The following is a 19283-nucleotide window of genomic DNA, read 5'->3' as shown; positions in this document are numbered from 1 at the left end:
GGGCTTTGGATCACCTATACGCTGACCTCATGCGTTTGGGACATGCTGTGCCCATTTCCCAGCATGGCGCTGTCGACTAGCAGTGTTTTGATCGGCGGGCATTTTTCAACCGTCTGGACCATCGCGTCGGTGGCAGCTCTCGATCCTGCACACTGGCGGCACTGATACTTACCGCCGAAGTCGTTGCTACAGCTCCGCGCCGTGGCAAGCGCAAGCCACTATTGATTGATCTGCGCGTATCGAAGTCATACACGAACTGCCTGAGCACGAACTGACCTGTGCCTGCGATTGCCGCAAACACGCCATCGGTGAAAAGCCCGGTGAGCCGCGATGCTGGGCGGGAGCTAAGTGCAACACGACTATTGAATTAAAGCGGGAGCAGCATGATGCATTCCCATCACCTCTGTAATCACTTCAATCGGACATTTGTAACCGAAGCGTTTGCGGGGACGAATATTCATTTGATACGAAATGACATCCAACGCTTCCTGACTATGTACCGACAAATCCGTGCCCTTGGGCAGGTACTGGCGAATCAAGCCATTAATATTCTCACTACTGCCGCGCTGCCAAGGGCTATGCGGGTCACAAAAGTAAATCGCCACCCCGGTGTTCTGCGTGATTTCAGCATGTTTTGCCATTTCGCGGCCTTGGTCATACGTCATGCTTTTGCGCACCGCCAGCGGCATGCTGTTCAGTGCTGCACTGAAGCCTTGAACAGCAGAGGTCGCCGTAGCATCGTTCATTTTCACCAACATCAAATAGCCACTCGTGCGTTCCACAAGAGTACCGACAGACGCGCCATTATCCTTGCCCTTAATCAGGTCGCCTTCCCAGTGGCCGGGCATCAAACGGTCTTTGATTTCCGGAGGGCGCACGTGAATACTGACCATCTCCGGGATCTGTCCACGACGATCAACCCACCAGAACGTGGCCTACGGGTACTTTTTCCCTGACGAAGGCACTGGATCAGTTCTTTGCGCAACTCCCCGACAGGCAACGCATAGATAGCGTGGTAGATCGTTTCGCGGCAGACGTAGGCTTCTTCAAATTGATTTTCATAAGGCGCAGCTTGCCCGCGATTTGGTCGGGAGAAAAGCGTTCTCGAAGCAAGTGGATAACCAGCTCAAAGCGCTCATTGCCCATGTTCAGCTTCTTGAGCGGTCGACAGGGTACGCGGCGTTTACGGGTCGACGCTTGAGCTTCATGGGCCGAATAACCGGTAATGAGCTCATTGCGACGAAGCTCGCGACTGATAGTGGACGGGCTTCGCCCCAGCATCCGGGCTATTTCGCGTTGACTGAGGCTCTTATATTGCCCGACTGGAATGGTCGCGCGCTCTTCAATGCTGAGTTCTGTATAGGACATGGCGGCACCTTACCGGAAGGTGAGGTGTTGCACTCAGTTTTCGCGACCGCCCTGGTAATAGCTCGGCCGCGCAGCACTCGATCAGATGATTTTGCCTTCCTGGAGTAGCAAGCCACGGCTGGCCAGTCGCCGGACGTCTCCGCATACAACAGCACCACTTGTGCTTCTAGCAAACCAAGGCGCCCGCTGTTCAAGATCCGCCAGGAAGCGATCCCGGCGAGTCAGCTATTTTTGGCCCGCGTTTTCCAACTTGGAAAAGTTCTTCTGTATCGGGTTCTTAATGTGCCGAATCAGGGCTCGAAAGATTCAGTATGTCAAGGTAAGCCGCTGCTCACTATTCTGGCAGCGCCTCCTAGGTTCTCGATTTTTCGTAAGGGAAAGCGGGAATCTCTCAAAGTCTGGGTGCATTCTGATCAGTTGCTTGAAGGGAGCACCTACCACTTCATCAAAGCTGCATGATCGAGTGGCCTGATTTCAGATAAATGCTTTTTTCTGCGGGCTAAATATTCTATAAACGATCCGGGTGGGGGGTATTGTTTTTCTAGTTTGCCGTTGTGACTTTGGCGGATCTCATACTTTATTTCTGAATTTAATTGTTGGGAGGTGCGCGAGTCGCGTCATGATGTTAGTTCAGGCTAAGGGGGGATAAGGCGAAAAAGTTAAAGCCTGGCGTGATTCCCGAGCTTAACTACCCATATCGAAGTTGTCTGTTGTGATATGCAGCCTAGTGGTTCGATGCTATAGCAGCTAAATCAAGCGCATAAAAATCCTATATTGATTGTCTGGTAAGACACCATAAATCATGGCAAGCAATAAATTTGCGCACGCCTGTGGCATCCTGTGTGGAATGTTTACGTGGCCATTCATATCAGCGGTGAGTGGATGGTTTTCTTAAAGATAAAAGGAAATCTATATGGCATCTTTTAACGAGGCTCTAAGCAGGGTCTCTGATTTAGTGACGAGTGACGCTGAAATCAATCGATATATTAACCGGCCACTCTTAAATTGCGAAAATGCATCGAGCCGCGTTGTAACGCTTCTGAACGCAAATAATATCGCCTGTGAGGTGAGAGGCTTGTTAACATGGGCGAACGCTGAGGATGGCTCCGAAGGCAATCACTTTATGGTGATTGCCACAATCGACGAGCAGCGTGTCATGATCGACATCACGGCCGGTCAGTTTTCCGCGGATCGCGTCGGTACGCCCATTATCGATAGCGCTAAAAATTGGGAGGAGCAATTTCTCGCACTACCCAGACTTCGTCGTTTAGTAATTAAATTTCGGGATTTTCTGACTCATCCGCTCGCCCGCAGTGCGATTGGCGCAACAAATCTGCCCCTATTGACGGATCCGGCATGGACATTGTTAGGCGAAGCACCCGGCTGGGCCAAGGATCATCTTGAATACCCGCGCTGGGGAAGCAGGTATGCAGAGTACCAGTCGTCGATTGCACGGACCACCCCGCGTTCTCTTCGCCCGACGGAGGCACAACGAACGGCAGCGCTGGCCGAGCTGACACGCCTTTTCGAAAAAGAAGTGGCACCGTTCAAGACCGTAAAAGAAGAAATCGACAACGGCGCACGCAGTATCCCGGACACTCTGGACGATCGACAACGGCTGATCGCCAAGGCGGGTACACCAGATGGTCCTTCGTATACCCGTATTCTTGATCAGCTTGATCGATACCACTCCGAAGCCAATGGCCTCAGTGTCATGGTTAAGATGGGGGAATTGAGCGACCTGGCTCAATTGGTCGATGAATACGTGGCGACTCACACCCGTAACCTCAATGATCGACCTGCCAAATTACTCGAATTTGCGAAACATACGCGGGCCTACGCTATCGGCTTGCGTCTGCGGGAAAATGCGCTTGGCAGTCTGGATTTATCCCAGGGATGGCGGCGTCCCTCATTGAGCACATTGGAAACGTTGGGTAATCGTACCGAGCCGACCCCGGAGAGGAATGTTCGTCGACAACTGATCGTTCAATTGGAAGGGGATGATGTCAGTTTTAATGCAGTAATGGCTCTGTATCGCAAACATCCAAGGCAAACCGAATGGGTGCAATTGCAGCCAGGAGAAACGCAGACAGATATTAGATCCCAGGTGCCGCTGCAACTCGATGGCGAGGGGCAGGTCAAGCTAGTCTTGGTCGGACATGGTGTGAACATTGATGGACGAACTTTGTTTGGAGGAAAAACCGTCGACGAACTGAAAGCTAGCCTGACTGCACTGATGGCGCAAACCTCCCGGGATAAAATTAAAGGTATCCACCTGGATTTGGTCGGCTGCGAGTTGCTGAATGAGCGTCAATCCCTGGCTACGAGCTTGCCCGGCGAGCTAGGCGAGTGGTTGCTCAGTACGGGGGACGGCATGAAAATCAGTCGGAATAACCTGTCACTGAGCGCGCGCAAATATGCCGTACGCGTTACTGAAAATGGAAAGAAAGAAATTCTGACACCGGAATGGGGCTGGATCAACAAGGAAGAGGCACGACTCAAGGATGTTGTACATAAGGTGGAGCTCGTGTGGGATGCCCAGCTCGGTGCACTCGTGCGCAAGCCGCTGCCGCTGAGCGACTTGATGGACGCGGGTGGGGAAATTGAAAGCGTGATACACCATCCAGGGCTTAGTGAGGCAGATCGGGAAGAACTAGTTCGTCTGCATCAAACCGTGGGCGACCAAGTTCGCAAGCAGGTCTTGGATCTAGATCCCCCAGACGCAGAACACCGGAGGGCTATCGAACAATTCGCAATTAAAAACACCCGTAGCGCGATTCTTACCGCGCAGTGGGTTGAAGCCGTACAAGCGCTGACGCATCAGCATCAAGTGTCCGACGAGTGGCTGCCGACATTGCAAAGTCGTACCGTCGAAAGGGGTGCCACCGAACTCCTGTTTATCCGTCGAACCGCCAATGCTGATGACGCTGAACCGTCACGCTGGATTACCACCAATAACGATGCGGTTTATCCTCAGACTCATGCTGAACTAAATGGATTGATCAATGATGTCAGCCGGGGATTCACATGGCATGAGGCTGAACAGGAATTAGGGATCCGGTCGGATTTGTCAGAGGCAGACGCAATACACACACTCAATGCCGCGTTCATGTTGAAAACCTTGATCGAGATGCGCTCCAGCAATGGCGAGCTAACGGCAATGAGCGATGCACTCAAAGTACAAGTGTATGCACAACTGGCTCAAAATGGCATTCAATTGGTCAGCGATGGTGCCAGGCTGGGCCAGCTGATTCGATCAGCGCTTGGCACGGAGTTAAATTTGGTGCCCAAAGCAATGACACTCCTCGGAAAAATGGGGGCAGGAGCCAATGTGGTGTTTGATGCCATCAATATCGGCGCCATTATTGTCGAATTGAATCAGACCTCAGACTTGGCTGCCCGTGCAGGCATTGAGTCCAAACTTGGCTTGGCTGTTATTGGCAGTGGGGCGAACATCGCCGCGCTGATTGCTGGCCTGACTGGTGCCGGTACCTTGGCTGGTGTACTAGGGGCTTTGGCAATACCCTTGGCTGGCTTGGCGGTTGGCGTTCCTATTCTGGTTGAAAATTATCAACGGCTGCGCCAAGGGTTCGATCAAGCCTCTGCCTATATGGACGCGATCATGGTCAGCGTCTCCATGCCTGGTTTGCGGCAGGATGGCCAAATCTGGCAATTCCAACCGGGTGCGGTGGTTAAAACAATCAATTTTATAGAAAGCGAAACACAATACGGCTACGTTTTAATCAACGGAACCAAAGGGGGAAGCTGGCATACCGTGACAGGTGGCTGGGATCATTATTTGGCCCGTCCCGCCCCAAATCCAACTGGATTTCTGAATGTGTATACCGGCCTGGGCGCACAAAGAAACCAATCGTTCGATGCCAGTCAGGCAAGTGTCGTGTTGCTTCCAAGCGGTGTTGATCGCCATATCAAGATCGATTATGAACAATTGACCGGACGAAGGACCGCTCATGCACCGGCACTGCGTCGTTTGCACGAGTACTATGGTGATCAATTCGTTTGGGGTATGTACGCATTTCCAACAGATTGGGGTATTTACCAGATCACCGTGGATCTGGAAGCTACCAGCATCCATACCGTACTCGATGCCACTCAGCGGACGTTGATCGTACCGACCGTTGTCGACGAAAATGAACGTCAGCACCTGAACTACCACGTCACAGGCTGCAACGGTACTTGCGTAGTGGTCCTGCCCGCTATTCCAGTTTCGATCAATATCGAGAGTTACGATGCCCAGAATCCTGATGGGCCGAATCCACACGCTACCACGCATAGTGAATGGTTTTTTGATATTGATTATGCAGTGAAACAGCACTCCATCGTCGATGGCAGAGTTGTGCTGGGCGAGCTCAAGGCGGATGTGTTTGCAGGCTTGCAGCTGCGGCACAAGTTCTTCTCGATCGGCGGGCAAGCAGTGAGTTTTTCTGGGGATGCCCCCGTCCCGGTGCTGGTCACGACCATTGGTACTGTCGCCACGCTGCAAATACATGTGGGGCTTGGAGTGGAACCGTACCGAGGCTCACCCAGCCTGTTGATGCAAGCATTCCCTTCCGCGCAGGATTTGGTGATATTGCAACGTTATTTTTCGACGCCGACGACCGAATCGCTATTAACAAATAGCCGGATTGAAGCGACTTTCGATTTTGGAGAAACGATCGGTCGACGTGCCGGTGTCTTTCATATCACCAAGGGGGAGTTTTTTTATTCTGGCGGTAGCATATTAGTTCCGCTGATGCCGGAAGTAACTCATTCCTAAACTTGGGGCGACAAACCCTAAGCTCAGAAATTTCTCGCCTCGGCTTATTAGTCCCTCCATTTCACGCAAAGTGGAGGGACTAAATCGAATCTTGACAAGAGGATTGCCCGTTTTTGTTACGCCCCCAACTGAAGAAATGGCCCCGGGATGGAACGTGCTGCAGACGTATTTGACGGCGGCTCAAGCGGTGCCAATGCCGATCACGAGCCAGACATCAAAACGCTCCATGCGAGATTGGGCAATGAGCAGCATTGGAGAGTCCATTTTTCGGCGGTGCGCTCACCAAGCGGGACTGTTGAGCGCAAAAAAAATGATGGATCACCCTCACGATCTATCGGCGATCCGGCAATGCCAGATGTTCGCAGGCGCGGTCGACGGCCTACTACCGCCTTCAGGTCGGCGACGCTGGTGAAGGCGCCCCGGTACAGCGCTCGTCTTTCCAGCTGGGCAAACCAGCCTTCCACGGCGTTCAACCAAGACGGGCTGGTCGGTGTGAAGTGCCATTTGAAACGTGGATGTTATTCCAGCCACAGCTGATGGCAGCAGTTTTGTGGGTCGACCTTTTATCTAGAATCACATGCAGATCCAGTCCGGCTGACGCGCTGCGTTCAATCTGTTGCAGAACAGCCAGAAACTCCTTGGCTCAATGGCACTGGGGAATCCGCCCGATTACTTGGCCGGTCATGATGTCAAAAGCCGCCTACAGACTTGCCGTACCATGGCGCTTATAATCATGCGTCCGAGAAAGTGTCAGGCTCGAGCAGATTACTTTGTACATCCGCAAGTGCGCATACGCGTCCACGGTCGCCATTGCGGGCCCCAGACTCCAAAGGATGAATAACTAGGCTGGTAAGACAAGTTGGAAGCCATGGTCACGCCTCCCGAAATTGAGCTACTCAAAATCGCTCAGGAAAAAAACATTCCACCTAACTTACTTTGTGCTATCGCGCGTTATCGCAAAGCTCAAGGGTGTGTGGGGGTTAGGCAATGAGGCCATAGCGGTTTTAAGGTATTAAGAAACGCTTCTGAAGACAAGGGTTTACTTAAGCAAGCGAGCAGTGGCAACCCGCGTTGATGGGCTACCCTTTGCATATTATCGAGCAGTGATTGATGACCAACCCCGCTGATGAGGATCGCATAACGTGCGGCGCCCATTCGATAGATCGCTCCAATCAGGTCCAGTCCAAGACTGTCAGGTAGATATTGGTCGCATACGAGCAAATCAAATGTTCTTCCCTCCTTGATGATCGCGATGGCCTCCGCACCATCGAGTGCCGTTCTTATCCAAAAAAAGCCAAGCCGATTCAACTGCATGGCCAAACCAATCAACTGGAAAGGATGATCTTCCACCAATAGCACACTCGGCCAAATGGATGGGCACACGCTCGTCATCAAATTCCCTCTCAGTGCTGTATGGAAGCGCTAATTCGCTACCCCGCTGGAGAAGCAGGGTGACTCTTCTCTCATATCCATCGCGCCGAGGCGGCGATGGCTTTCTGATGAATGCAGAATGCCGTTGAGGCAATCGGATGATAGCCAGCGGCGATGGTGGCGACTTTATTATCGCCTTTTTTGAGCGGGCGCTATGTCGGGCAATCTTTATTTTGTTGTAGGGGAATCCGCCATCTGCAGGAGGAACACGACATACCCGAGTGCAAAAGCTCCTAGCAGCAGGCTTGCGCGGGCATTGGTTTCGGGGCGGTACATCAGATGAGGACGGGTGCCAAATCCCAGCATAAAGCCAAGACTCCAGAGCATGATTATTCATCCTGGGCTTGAGTGGAGGATGCTCGGTTGACAGGCCTCTCTGCAGCACACCTTTTTACTGGAGTCGAGTCGATCTTTGGTCGGGAGGTTGTTTACCGGTAGCTCTGCATCGCGTCCTGCGAACTGCCACAGGGGGGCGGAAGAGCGCTGACACCGCTGAAAAAATCCGTTCTTCAGGATTTCCCTACAGATATTCTGGATTTTTCTGCCCACTATTTCCATGCCAATAGGTGGCTGCTACTGGGCCTATGGCGCCACGTACTATTTTTTCGCAACGCGGGGTGCGCCGTTAAGGGCGATCAGCAAATACTGGTAATCAGCAGCTTTTTTTATTATAGATCTCGAAGGTGTTTCATAGATGGACACTCTGCTGTACGTGTCGATAGCCTTTTCGGCATATTCGGTCTTGGCCGCATTAGCTCACCTGCGTGTCACCGACACGCGTTTGCCGCCACTAGTTGCGAAGATCTTTCTTTCGGTCAAATGGTCTGGTTGGGCCTGGCCGTAACGACCACCCTGTCGGCGGGTGGCCACAGTGAGTGGTGTGAGTAATTCTGGGCCAGAAACGATGATCTAAACGATGAGATTGTTTTTGTGCAAGGCAGGGGAGGAGGCAGTCCCGATCTTCAATGGTGCCCAGTCGTCGAGGGGGACCCGCAGCCGGGTAAGGAGGCGGCAATCCCTGATCCGCGTGCGACCTTCGGTCCTCAGTAGAATCTCCTTGCTCGACGACTACCCCACTAGCGGATGGTGTTCATCTGCGCTGCTCCGAGCGCTGGATGGTTCGCTGGAGGTGTCGCCAGGATCGGAGAGATTTTAATTAGAAGAGTGCACTCACTAGAAGTATTCACTCTTTTTTTTGCGGTTGGATACTGTAAAGAGAAATTTTTCTTTTCTTCCTCCGCCTTGAGCGTTCATCGCAGACTTTTCAGTCTGGCAGGCGATCTATTATTTAATAAATGTTACGAGTAGTAAGTATGGCTACAGCACCTCTGATTTAAAGATGGAGTTCGGAGAGCAATAGAATCAAAAAACAACGTAAGTCCTATCACCTCCGCTCAGAATCTTTTTTTGATCGAGCTTCCGTGGTTTTCGAAAAAAAGGTCATGTGCACCCGAAGTTAATGGGGCCCAATGCCGCAATCCAGGAATTGAACAATGAACCAATCTGACCAACACCCATCCCGCCGCATGCTGCTCAAGCGCGGAGCAGCCCTTTCTGCATTAACGATGACTGGAGTGGCCGGGTTAACCGTGCCTTCAGTGTCTTTTGCCGCAGCGCTTAGCAAAGAAGAGCGAGATAAAATGACGCCGGATGAGGTCATCGAAAGCCTGAAGTCAGGTAATCTGCGTTTCCGTAAAGGCAAAATGCAGCAGCATGACTACTTGGCGCAAATGCGCGCCAGCCAAAAGGGGCAGTATCCGTCAGCAGTAATTTTAAGCTGTATTGATTCGCGCGCCCCGGCGGAAATCCTGCTGGATGTAGGGATTGGTGAAACGTTTAACTGTCGCGTGGCTGGCAATGTGGAAAATGAAGACATTCTCGGTAGCATGGAGTTTGCCTGTGCTCTGGCAGGGGCCAAGGTAATAGTGGTGATGGGGCATACGTCCTGTGGTGCGGTGAAGGGGGCCATTGCCAATGCCGAACTTGGAAGCCTGACCGGGTTGCTGAGCAAAATCAAACCGGCAATTGCTGAAACGGTATACGCAGGTGAGCGTACGGCTGACAACTATGACTTTGTCGACTCCGTTGCCCGCACCAACATCAAGATGACGCTGACGGATATCCGTCAACGCAGCCCGACCCTGAATAAGCTTGAGCAGGATGGGGAAATTAAAATTGTTGGTGCTATCTATAAGCTTGTGGGGGGAGAGGTTGAGTTCTTTACCTGAGAATAAATAATCGTCAACCTGACCATGGCCGCTTTCGATCGCAAACCGCTACAGCTACAGGTCTTCCTCTGAATTGCGCAGTGGTCGCCGCTCCCAACGTGCGACCTCTTCCGGTGCCGCGAATGCCGTTCCAGTATATTGATATGTCCGTAGATCAGCGCTGACAGCCAAGCGAGGACCTCATCCTTGCCTATTTAAGAAATGTTGCGGGTGGTTACGCCTCTCGCGATTGATACCTCGCACCTCGCGGTGCCTCGTTACATTGTCAAAGGCGCTCTTGATTCAGCCTTCGAATCTCTCCTTCACCGCCACATTAAGTAAACACAAGGCCCTTATTTCCTAGAGAAAGTCGGGGTTTTGTGGTTTTTGGCGTCTGAAAAAGGGCTATATGGGACTGAGGGGGGGATTTCCACTCTCAGAAAGCCTTGCTTTGAGGTTCCAGCTACCGAGCGACCTGATGTATGGCCCGGTTTTTGACTTGACTAGGTATGCAAGGTCGAATAGGATCAATGACAGATAGATGTGCGCGGGGATCACACACTAACGTGTGGGAATTCTATCAGCCGACCTTCATCGCAACGTGAAGGGCTCCAGACACCACTGGTTTAAAGAGCACCCGAAATTGTTTTAAAAAAAGCCACTCATTGAGTGGCTTTTTTATGCTCGAAATTATCTACGTCCGCGCGGTTTCGCAATTTTTGGTGGTTTCCCGTGTGGGCTACCGTTTTGGCGAGGGTGTTGAACGGCACGCTGTTGTCTCGCGTGGGCTCGTCAGGTTTGCTTCGGTCGTATGGATGTGTCGTTTTGACCCACAGCACAGCCCAATCGGCATATGCTCGTGTTTGTCGATACTGAAGGCGACCTTCACCTTCCTGCCTGAATCGTCTTCGACGATCAGCCAATTTTCGATGCCATGGTCAAAGTGCTTTCCCTGTATGCATTTTTGATCACACCATTTGACCATCCATCCTTGAAGCATCAAGCTACAACTTGTAGCGATCTGAGCAAAAATATCGCTCGTTTTTGAATTCGTCATCTATCCGAGCGAGCCCGATATTTGCTTCGCCAGCATTAAGCTCACGAGTGTAACAATGGCTTTTGAAGCGACACTCAGCCGTTATCTGAGTATTGTTCAAAAGGTTGAACATAATGGTGGTGGGGTGCAGATGGCTGAAATCGTAAGGCTGTCCCTCGTGCGAGAATGCCAGCGGGTGTCCATTGCTTAGCTGCATGTGGGTTGCGACTTATAGTGGTGATCATGTCGTGTAAGCATCTCACCTCTTCTGCAGCTATACAATTTCATCGGGCATGACGACCAGGATTGCAAGTCCTACTCTCGGAAAATTTGCGTGTGGCGTCGCTACTGATAGTAACGCCACTTATTGTCGCCTCCCACGCTTTAACCAGGTACGGGGGAATGGCCCTGTAAATCAGGTTCTTCACGGGTTACCGGGAAAGACGCTCTTGAACTTCATGAAAAAGAACTCGCTATCCTGGTAACCGTACGCCATCCGCTTGATGACTTTTATTCGATTGTTTATCCCTTCCAACTGACTCGTGTGCATCGGCCAGGGAACCCGACTGACGATGCCCCGTCAGTAACGCTTCAACCGCTTGGCAAACTGCGTCAGAGCAGGTATTGCGCTTTCATGAGCATGGCGCAGCCACTGTTTCCAAGCCTGTCTACAGCCCCAAGCCGTTACTGCAGTCCAAAGGGTTTTGAGTTCGGCCTTCATCAGGTAGACCGTCATTAGCGTTTGGTTGGCCGCCAACAGATCCTGTAAATGAACCTGTTGTTTCGGCGTCTTCAGGTTTTCAGGATTGCGCAACAGAAGCCAACGAGATTGCTTGATGACCTTCCTGGCTGGCTTGTCGTGACGCAACTGGTAGCGAGCGCGGATCGGTTCGCAGAACAGCGAGCCAAAAAAGAACACCAGGGCGACGAAGCCTTGCGCGCCGAAGCAGGTCCAAAGTAGCTGCACCCACTTCTCGTCAAAGCCCTTTGCTTCGCGCTGCAGCTGGATGGGGACGCCTTTCTGCAAGGTTTTCAGAAGCAGCTTGCCGAACTCGAAATAGTCTTCGCTGTTGACCCTGTCCCGATACCCACCAGCACGCGCTGTGCCTAACGTTCCTGGCCACGCGCTTTGATCAGTTGGACGACGGCCTGGCACGCTTTAACGCCTGTTGCCGATGCTGGATCTGGTGCGTACCGGGCGCCGAGCGCGGCACCTGTCCAAGCTGGAGACGGAAAAGTGGGAGTTCCCTACCGCCGGCACCTTGCCGCGATGGCAGGCGCTGCCCCTGGAGCGCTGTACGATGGTCCATGGCCGGCCAACTGGCGGTGCTGGAAAGCTACGCCGACAGCTCGCCGTTGGGTGACCTGGCCGCACTGGCGTCCCGTAAAGCGGCCCAACAGCAGGAGCGGGATCAGCAATTGGCTGATCTGAAAGATCTGCTTTCTAGGGGGAATCCTGATGCCAGTATGCGGGTTTGCCTGATCGGACTAGGCAACACCAGCGAGTTACGCCGCCAATTGCTCGCCAGCGACGCCCCAGGGCACGAATGGGTGCTGTGTGCCGGCGTCATGTTGGTGGGGTCGAAAAAAGCCTTGAATTTTGTCCAAGAGCTTGTCGGCCTATGACGCTGCTACTCGATGGCCACAAGGTCCAGGGCAAGAACCTCAAGGTGACCGCTAACCTGCGTATCGAAAGCGGTGACATGTCGGGCCAGACCAGCAACACCGACAAGGCCCACAAGGGTTTCAAGCCAAAAATGCTGACGGTTTCGCTGATGATCCCCTTTGTCGATCGCACCCAAATGACCGACCTGATGCGCTTGGCTGAATCCACCGCCGGCGGTGGTCAGTTGCACCTGTACCGCGTCGTCAACGACACGGCAGCCGCTTTCGGCGTGCGCCAAGTCGAGTTCGCGAAGGGGATCGGTGCCGGTGAGGACGACTCACTGCGCGCCTGGCTGGTCCAGTTCACGTTGAGCGAGCGTGAATCGAACCCGGAGAAGGTTGAAGGTCGGCGCGCTGGCTACAAGGTCAGCGCCCAAGGCGGCCTGGACAGCGCAGTAGGGGAGAGTGGTGAAGGGAGCGGTAGCTCGGGCGATAACCCAGCGTTGAGTGGGTTCGAAAAAGGTGTTGGGCCGTGTGGATAAGTGGCTCGGGAGTGAGTGGCCATGAAACTGCACAAAGTGCTGGCAATCAATGGCGTGCCGATCGCCCTGGTTAAAGAGGATGTTCGGCTGGATTCGACCAGTCCCGGCCGGGCGACCTTCACTGTTCAATCCGCGGTACCAGGGATAGGCTTGGTCATGCTGGACATTGGCTACAACGACGGCACGCTGCACCGCCACGAATGCCATCGAGCAGGTGGTGTTCTGCCGCGAGCTGGCCAACCCGTTGCCCTTGAACCTGCGTCATGTCGATCTGCGCGCCGTGCTGGCTCAGGCCAGCGAACAGACCGGGCTGCGTTTCCGCGCTCCTGATCCTACGCCAGTGTCGAAGCGCCGTTCTTTTACAGCCTGGCTCGAGTGTTCAATATCCCCGAGTTCATCTGGTACCAGTTGGGTAACGGCGAAGTGTTCGCCGGCAGTTGGGAGGATAGTTTTTTCGGCGAACGGCCGTCACTGCAAATCCCCCCGGAGCTATTCGACGGGCACCAGGGCAACCAAAGCGCGATGGTCGCGGCCCTTCCCGGGTTACGACCCGGTGCAACAACCAATCACGGCGAGCGGATCATCTGTGTGGACCTTGCCAACGACCAGATGGCCATCCGATGGAAGACGCAATCCGCAGCGCTGTAGAGCGCCAGTTTCCCGAACTCACCGGTGGTTACCACCTCCCGCGCTTTGCCCGGGTTATCGCCGTAGCTGATGCTCCCACCGGCGCCGGGATCTGCGACGACTTCCGGCCACGCTATGCCGTGGACATTGAATTATTGCTCGGGCCGGATGGTGAGTCGATCCGCAGTTGCCCCAGCTCGCCGGTGGCGAAGAAATGGGCATCTATGCGTTTCCGGAGGAGGGCACCCAAGTGGTGGTGTGCTTCGCCCATGTCCTGCTGAATAAACCCTACATCCAGACGATCCTGCCGCATGGCCTGAGCATGCCCAAGGTGCCGAAGGGTGACCAGCTGTGGCAACACAGCGAAGCCTGCCAGTAACGGGTCGATGCCGACGGCAACTGGCTGCGTCAGACCGATGGCAAGATCCAGGGCAAGGCGATCGAGCGCGAAGTGGAAGCCCTAGGTTCTGTACGAAAAATATTCTCGCAAACACCGTATGGCACAGGCCAATGAGACCATCGCCGCAAAACTTTTCGCGAGCTTGTCGAAGCGCGTAACGATGCGGCGATTCTCCTTCAGCCATCCGAACATGCGCTCGACGATGTTGCGCTGTCGGTATTTGGGGCGATCAAACAGCCTAGGCAAACCCGGTCGAGTCTTGCGCTTCATGCTGCGCAACGGGATCACTGGCTGCATCCGATAACGGTCGCAGTAACGGCGCAAAGCTTCGGCGTCATAGCCCTTGTCGGCCAGCAACCATCGACAGCGTTTGCGGAGACGGCCGTGTAGGCTTGGGATGTAAGCCTCATCCAGCAGCGGCTGAGCATAGGCGATGTCACTGGCCTGCCCGCCTGAAAAGTAGGAAGCGCAAAGGCACACCATTGGCATCGCACAACATGTGAATCTTGGGCGTCAGGCCACCCTGGCTGCGTCCGAACGCGTGGTCTTGCGGTTCTTCAGGCCCCCTTTTTTCGGCGCCTGACGAGGCTCGGGTTGCACGCATAGCAGTGGAATCGATCATCCAGGTTTCCAGATCAATCAAGCCTTGCTCATTCAATCGGATATGAAGTCGTTTGAGCATCTGCTCGAAGATCCCGCGATTGCGCCAGTCACGAAACGTTGATACACCGTTGACCAAGGGCCGAAGCGCTCTGGCATGTCTCTCCAGGGCGCACCTGAGCAGAGCACCCCGTTAAGCATCAAGCGGTCATCTGCGCGCGGGCGTCCGCCACGGCGGGTCTCAATGAAGATATCTGCAACCAAATCCCAGGCTACGTCGGGGAGCTCATACCGTTTTGCCATCGTGGCCTCCTGGCTGTGATGGCGGGGGATTCTACAGAAATCGATGCTTCAAGGGATTTCGTACAGAGCCTAGACCTGCGGCATGAAATTAATATACAAATCGTTGCGCATGTCCATAGCACGGGGCCGGTACCTACTATATCTGCCACTTTTACGGGCAGCTCAGCGAAAGCTGCAGGGCTTTAATTAATAACAAAAGAAATCACTCTTTTATTTTTATATGATCAAGAGGCAGCGTCGGAATTTCTTGAATTTATGTATTGATTTTCAGGTGCTGTTATAACTGCATGGGGCATTGCAGTAATTTTTAATGTGTTTCATTGGCTCAATTTTCGATACCTTGTGCTGTTGATAATTCACAGAAAAATATATTGGCAGATCCCAGTTTGACGTAGGAGCGTCATAGTGTCAGCGTTGATTGAGAACTGACCCGGTCAGCGGCAACACTATGGGGGCCTATGGTCGCTAGGCACCATGCAGCGATACATTTCAACCGCTCCAATTCGCTTCCAGTGCTCGCTTCTTAGGTGTACTGCTTGGGCGTTGCACTCCCGACCAGCGCCGAAAGGAATTTACGCCTAACTCGATGATCCGGCGCTTGTATGCTGGTACATTGAGCACGGCCATGGCTTCGAACAGGATTTCGTCGCACACCTTCCGTGTAATCGAACGAGGCACTCCGTTGACTGTGATGCTCAGGTATTCACATACGACGTCGTGAACCACCGCTGCCTGGCCATAGGCCCCCCATGGAGGGAGCAACGACCAGAACAGGCGCGGCACACTGGCGCCATCAGTGAGGTAGCCCGCGGGCACATATACCCATTCCCCGCCCTCTTTACTCCGGATGTAATAGCGAAAATCTTTGGTCACTCGCCAATAATCTTTCCCTAGAACTTTGCTGGCTTCGCCGTCAAATTGAGTGCTCAGCGGTGCACTGAATTCCGTGAAACTACTCATGTAATCTCCAACTAATAGTTATGTAAATTTTAAGCAATTATCAGATCCCCCTCCCTGATACGGGGGCGCAAAAGCTGATAGCAATCAAAATGATCATGTTATTGCTAGGGGCTGTTGACGTTTCGCGCTAACGCTGTGATAAAAAATAGCAAACTCGTATTGCTCAAGCTCTCACACCAAAACAAACTGAGTTAGCAATGCCCTGATTACTGCTCAGTGACGAGCTCTGGTCGAGCTGGAGAATTCTGTTTCAAGAGTCTATCTATAACAAGTACGATTTCGGATGACGGTAAAAGGCACGCTCTATCGCATGCGCGTCGGTTGTTCCTGGCGAGACCTGCCCGAGGCTTTCGGGCACTGGAACTCGATTTACAAATAGTTCAATGCCTGGTCAGCAGGAGGTAAATGGCTCAGGGTTTTTAAGGTGTTGGTGAACGAGCCAGACCTTGAGTGGAAGTCCATTGATGGCAGTTACATTAAAGTCCATCAGCACCGCGGGCTGCCAGTGGTGAAACAGAGTCCACCCTTGTTGATTAGCCAGTGCAGTGTGGCTTGCGTAAATCTATCCGGCGTCTATCTGGGGCATACCCCGCGTCTGCTCGAAGGTTATCGCGGCTACCTGATGACTGACGATTACGCCGGTTATAATGCCTTGGGCGCGCAGTCCGGTGTCGAGCGTTAAGGCTGTTGGGCGCATGCGCGACGTAAGTTCGTCGAGGCGCAAAAGGTGCAACCTAAAAAGGCAAAACTGAGTGTGCTGATATTCCCCCTGAGTTTGATCAACAAGCTGTACGGTATCGAGCGCGATTTAAAAAGTCGGCGAGGAACATCGCCGCGAAAACCGACAGAAAAACAGCCTGCCGGTGTTGGCGTAGTTGCAAGCATGGCTGGAGAAAACCCAGCCACAAGTGATGGCGAAAAATACACTGAGAAAAGCCATCAGCTATCGAAGTCATCCACGAACTCCCTGAGCAAGAGCGGATCTGCACCTATGGCTGTCGCAAACATACCAGCGACGAAGAGGTGAGCGAGCAGCTGGAAATCGTGCCGACAAACCTGCGCAGTTGATTGAGAAAAGCATGGCCAGCCCCAGTGCTGGCCATGCTGCTGACCACCAAATACATCAATGGCTTGCCACTGCATCGCTTCGAAAAAATCCTCGGTCGCCACGACGTTGAACTCCCGCGTCAAACCCTGACCCGCTGGGTGATGCTGTGCGCTGACCACCTGCAACCGTTGCTCAACCTGTTGCGCGATCAGTTGCTGGGACGTTGCGTGATCCTCTGCGACGAAACCCGCATATAGGTGGTGAAAGAGCCGGATCGAGAGGCGACTTGCAATCCTGGGTATGGGGGTAAACCGGCGGGCCACCTGACAAGCCGTAATCCCTTTCGACTACTCGACCAGCCGTGTGCAGAAAGTGCCTTTGCTTTGCTGGAAAGTTATCGCGGGTATCTGATGGCCGACGATTACGCCGGTTACTGCCCTCGGAGGTGTCGAGTAAGACTGAGAGACGCAGATCTGTAGTTGCAAGGTGGTCGCGCAAGCGACCTTGATTACGTTGGGCATCGCTCGGGACCCGGTAATGGATTTGCTAATGGGTCGAAAACCGCTGCTCCAGGGCCAAACGTTTGTTGTGTTCGGCATGTTGCGTAGTCGCAGCCAAAAGGTGACTGCACTTCGTTTAAGAAAATACCTACATACGCACCTTTGTGGCATGACGCTTAATGGGCGTCAGAAGTGGCATACACAGTGAATCGACCTCCTGGTAATAGGTTGTTGATTCGTCTGCGCTTTTTACCTTATGACGGCTCCTCACATCAGAAGTCCTGCGCGACACTGCGCTCGTGAGCGCTCGACATGAAGGCAAGTAGCATGGCCAACGGCCAGGTCAGCCACGAAGTGATTCAGGCCATGAAAACACTCTCCGGCCTGTTTGGCGGTACGGGGATAAAAAATCTGGGCGTGAGCCTTTCCGGACGCGGCCCTTATCTACACCACAAGGAATAACCTATGAGCAATCAACACCTGGGCCAGATCATCAGTGGCGACATCGTGGTGATAGGCGGCGGTACCGCCGGTATTGCCTTTGTCGCCAGCTTGCTCAAGCGCGAGCCTGGCTTGAACATCACCGTCATCGAACCCAGCGCCCAGCACTATTACCAGCCAGCCTGGACCTTGGTTGGCGGCGGTGCCTATGAGCTCAAGAGCACCGTGCGCCCAATGTCTGTAGTGATGCCGCGCCGGGCTCACTGGTTGCAGGCGGCGGTTAGCCATATCAACCCCGAAAGCCGCCTACTAACCCTCGATGACGGCCGCCACGTATCCTATCAAAATCTCATCGTGTGCCCCGGCCTGCGCTTGGCCTGGGAGAAAATCGAAGGCTTGCAAGCGGCCATCGGGCAGTACGGTGTTACGTCCAACTATAGCTATCAGCATGCGGCCTACACTTGGCAACTGGTCAACGGTTTGCGTGGTGGCAAGGCGATTTTCACCCAGCCAGCAATCCCGATCAAATGCGCCGGCGCGCCGCAAAAGGCACTGTACCTGTCCTGTGATCACTGGCTCCGACAAGGTGTGCTGAAGAACCTCGACGTTGAATTCAACCTCGCTGGTGCCGCATTGTTTGGCGTTGCGACGTTCGTCCCGCCATTGATGAAGTACATCGAGAAATACCGTGCGCGACTGGCGTTCAACTCTACTCTTGTGAAGGTCGACGGTCCGTCGCAAACCGCCTGGTTCTCGGTCAAGGGCGCCGCAGATGAGGTAACGCTGCAAGCGAAAAAATTCGATTTCCTGCATGTAGTGCCACCGCAGGTATCTCCGGACTTCATCCGTCAGAGTTTGCTGGCAAACGCCGAGGGCTGGTGCGAAGTTGACCCTCACAGCTTGCAGCATGTGCGTTATTCGGAGGTGTTCGCCCTTGGCGATGTTTGCTCCACCAGCAATGCCAAGACCGCCGCCGCAGTGCGCAAGCAAGTAGTTGTGGTTGCAGAAAATCTCTTGGCCCTGCGCAAGCAGCAACCCTTCCTGCTGAAGTACGACGGTTATGGCTCCTGCCCGCTGACGGTGGAGAAGGGCAAGGTGATACTCGCCGAGTTCGGTTATGCCGGTAAGTTGCTGCCGACTTTTCCTCTCGATCCAACGGTCGCTCGGCGTTTGGCGTGGTATCTCAAGGCGAGTTTTTTGCCGTGGTTCTACTGGAATGGCATGCTCAAAGGCCGCGAGTGGCTAACTCGAGTGTCCAAAGTCGATTGAGAGCCCCTGGCGGCGACATTGCCTGGTGTTTTGCCGTGACCATGCAGTACGCAATGGTCACGGTATTTGTTGCTTGCTGGGTCTGCACCAACAACGTCATGTACTCGTTATCGCGTTGCAGCAGCGCCGATTGCAGTTCGTTACCAAACTGAATGACGCTACTCACCGC

General features: G+C 53.5%; 9 protein-coding genes and 12 pseudogenes. 11 read left to right on the top strand and 10 right to left on the bottom strand.

Annotation, left to right across the window (positions count from 1 at the left end; genetic code table 11):
• Nucleotides 1-359: 359 nt before the first annotated feature.
• Nucleotides 360-1368, bottom strand: a pseudogene (locus tag ACIOZM_RS20580) (IS30 family transposase).
• Nucleotides 1369-2281: 913 nt separating this feature from the next.
• Between ACIOZM_RS20580 and ACIOZM_RS20575 the strand changes: the two are divergent.
• Entirely contained in the window at nucleotides 2282-6145 is a 3864-nt protein-coding gene (locus ACIOZM_RS20575) for a TcdA/TcdB pore-forming domain-containing protein (protein WP_401216659.1), read from the top strand.
• Nucleotides 6146-6525: 380 nt separating this feature from the next.
• On the opposite strand, the pseudogene ACIOZM_RS20570 reads toward ACIOZM_RS20575, so the two are convergent.
• The 3 genes and pseudogenes from ACIOZM_RS20570 to ACIOZM_RS20560 form a co-directional block, all read right to left on the bottom strand.
• Nucleotides 6526-6887 (bottom strand): annotated as a pseudogene (locus ACIOZM_RS20570) (IS630 family transposase); the annotation flags it as partial.
• Nucleotides 6888-7108: 221 nt separating this feature from the next.
• The gene (locus tag ACIOZM_RS20565; protein ID WP_401216657.1) at nucleotides 7109-7537 is read right to left on the bottom strand and encodes a response regulator; all 429 of its coding nucleotides are present in this window, start codon (nucleotides 7535-7537) and stop codon (nucleotides 7109-7111) included.
• A gap of 207 nt (nucleotides 7538-7744) precedes the next feature.
• Nucleotides 7745-7903 carry a hypothetical protein gene (locus tag ACIOZM_RS20560; protein ID WP_401216656.1) on the bottom strand — a complete coding sequence of 53 codons (159 nt, stop codon included), beginning with the start codon at nucleotides 7901-7903 and terminating at the stop codon, nucleotides 7745-7747.
• A 1166-nt stretch (nucleotides 7904-9069) separates the two neighbouring features.
• On the opposite strand from ACIOZM_RS20560, the gene ACIOZM_RS20555 reads away from it, so the two are divergent.
• A complete protein-coding gene (locus ACIOZM_RS20555) occupies nucleotides 9070-9804 on the top strand; it encodes a carbonic anhydrase family protein (protein ID WP_401216654.1) in 735 nt (244 codons plus the stop codon).
• A 1439-nt stretch (nucleotides 9805-11243) separates the two neighbouring features.
• On the opposite strand, the pseudogene ACIOZM_RS20550 reads toward ACIOZM_RS20555, so the two are convergent.
• Nucleotides 11244-11699: pseudogene (locus tag ACIOZM_RS20550) on the bottom strand (transposase); the annotation flags it as partial.
• Nucleotides 11688-11897 (bottom strand): annotated as a pseudogene (locus ACIOZM_RS20545) (hypothetical protein); the annotation flags it as partial. The pseudogenes ACIOZM_RS20550 and ACIOZM_RS20545, both read right to left, overlap by 12 nt.
• 2 nt (nucleotides 11898-11899) lie before the next feature.
• On the opposite strand from ACIOZM_RS20545, the pseudogene ACIOZM_RS20540 reads away from it, so the two are divergent.
• From ACIOZM_RS20540 to ACIOZM_RS20525, 4 genes and pseudogenes are all read left to right on the top strand, one after another.
• Nucleotides 11900-12445, top strand: a pseudogene (locus ACIOZM_RS20540) (hypothetical protein); the annotation flags it as partial.
• Nucleotides 12442-12966 carry a DNA-binding protein gene (locus tag ACIOZM_RS20535; RefSeq protein ID WP_401216653.1) on the top strand — a complete coding sequence of 175 codons (525 nt, stop codon included), beginning with the start codon at nucleotides 12442-12444 and terminating at the stop codon, nucleotides 12964-12966. The pseudogene ACIOZM_RS20540 and the gene ACIOZM_RS20535, both read left to right, overlap by 4 nt.
• A 21-nt stretch (nucleotides 12967-12987) precedes the next feature.
• A pseudogene (locus tag ACIOZM_RS20530) lies at nucleotides 12988-13614 on the top strand (hypothetical protein).
• A pseudogene (locus ACIOZM_RS20525) lies at nucleotides 13587-14086 on the top strand (hypothetical protein); the annotation flags it as partial. The pseudogenes ACIOZM_RS20530 and ACIOZM_RS20525, both read left to right, overlap by 28 nt.
• On the opposite strand, the pseudogene ACIOZM_RS20520 reads toward ACIOZM_RS20525, so the two are convergent.
• Both ACIOZM_RS20520 and ACIOZM_RS20515 read right to left on the bottom strand, forming a co-directional pair.
• Nucleotides 14054-14896, bottom strand: a pseudogene (locus ACIOZM_RS20520) (IS5 family transposase). The pseudogenes ACIOZM_RS20525 and ACIOZM_RS20520 overlap by 33 nt on opposite strands.
• 489 nt (nucleotides 14897-15385) lie before the next feature.
• The gene (locus ACIOZM_RS20515; RefSeq protein WP_401216651.1) at nucleotides 15386-15856 is read right to left on the bottom strand and encodes a DUF1353 domain-containing protein; all 471 of its coding nucleotides are present in this window, start codon (nucleotides 15854-15856) and stop codon (nucleotides 15386-15388) included.
• Between the two features lie 209 nt (nucleotides 15857-16065).
• Here ACIOZM_RS20515 and ACIOZM_RS20510 point away from each other — a divergent pair.
• The 3 pseudogenes from ACIOZM_RS20510 to ACIOZM_RS20500 all read left to right on the top strand — a co-directional run.
• Nucleotides 16066-16349: pseudogene (locus ACIOZM_RS20510) on the top strand (transposase); the annotation flags it as partial.
• 99 nt (nucleotides 16350-16448) lie between these two features.
• Nucleotides 16449-16803, top strand: a pseudogene (locus tag ACIOZM_RS20505) (transposase); the annotation flags it as partial.
• Nucleotides 16802-17338, top strand: a pseudogene (locus ACIOZM_RS20500) (transposase); the annotation flags it as partial. The pseudogenes ACIOZM_RS20505 and ACIOZM_RS20500, both read left to right, overlap by 2 nt.
• Here the strand turns inward: ACIOZM_RS20500 and ACIOZM_RS20495 are convergent.
• Nucleotides 17337-17525 (bottom strand): annotated as a pseudogene (locus ACIOZM_RS20495) (lysis protein); the annotation flags it as partial. The pseudogenes ACIOZM_RS20500 and ACIOZM_RS20495 overlap by 2 nt on opposite strands.
• A gap of 191 nt (nucleotides 17526-17716) precedes the next feature.
• Between ACIOZM_RS20495 and ACIOZM_RS20490 the strand changes: the two are divergent.
• Nucleotides 17717-17866 carry a hypothetical protein gene (locus ACIOZM_RS20490; protein ID WP_401216649.1) on the top strand — a complete coding sequence of 50 codons (150 nt, stop codon included), beginning with the start codon at nucleotides 17717-17719 and terminating at the stop codon, nucleotides 17864-17866.
• Between the two features lie 3 nt (nucleotides 17867-17869).
• Nucleotides 17870-19114, top strand: a complete 1245-nt coding sequence (locus tag ACIOZM_RS20485) for an FAD-dependent oxidoreductase (RefSeq protein ID WP_401216648.1) — start codon at nucleotides 17870-17872, stop codon at nucleotides 19112-19114.
• On the opposite strand, the gene ACIOZM_RS20480 is transcribed toward ACIOZM_RS20485, so the two are convergent.
• The coding region (locus ACIOZM_RS20480; protein WP_401216646.1) for a hypothetical protein at nucleotides 19071-19283 on the bottom strand (213 nt) is incomplete at its 5' end. The two genes, ACIOZM_RS20485 and ACIOZM_RS20480, sit on opposite strands and share 44 nt — an antisense overlap.

Origin of the sequence: Pseudomonas sp. NPDC087346, from assembly GCF_044744235.1 — a bacterium.
Lineage (GTDB): Bacteria > Pseudomonadota > Gammaproteobacteria > Pseudomonadales > Pseudomonadaceae > Aquipseudomonas.
The sequence above is the reverse complement of the archived record's forward strand: the minus strand, read 5'-3'. Positions and strand labels throughout refer to the sequence as shown.

Excerpts from the sequence above, each read along its gene's own strand:
- ACIOZM_RS20575 (WP_401216659.1), top strand. The coding sequence starts at position 2,282 with ATGGCATCTTTTAACGAGGCTCTAAGCAGGGTCTCTGATTTAGTGACG.
- ACIOZM_RS20565 (WP_401216657.1), bottom strand. The coding sequence starts at position 7,537 with ATGACGAGCGTGTGCCCATCCATTTGGCCGAGTGTGCTATTGGTGGAA.
- ACIOZM_RS20560 (WP_401216656.1), bottom strand. The coding sequence starts at position 7,903 with ATGCTCTGGAGTCTTGGCTTTATGCTGGGATTTGGCACCCGTCCTCAT.
- ACIOZM_RS20555 (WP_401216654.1), top strand. The coding sequence starts at position 9,070 with ATGAACCAATCTGACCAACACCCATCCCGCCGCATGCTGCTCAAGCGC.
- ACIOZM_RS20535 (WP_401216653.1), top strand. The coding sequence starts at position 12,442 with ATGACGCTGCTACTCGATGGCCACAAGGTCCAGGGCAAGAACCTCAAG.
- ACIOZM_RS20515 (WP_401216651.1), bottom strand. The coding sequence starts at position 15,856 with ATGAGTAGTTTCACGGAATTCAGTGCACCGCTGAGCACTCAATTTGAC.
- ACIOZM_RS20490 (WP_401216649.1), top strand. The coding sequence starts at position 17,717 with ATGAAGGCAAGTAGCATGGCCAACGGCCAGGTCAGCCACGAAGTGATT.
- ACIOZM_RS20485 (WP_401216648.1), top strand. The coding sequence starts at position 17,870 with ATGAGCAATCAACACCTGGGCCAGATCATCAGTGGCGACATCGTGGTG.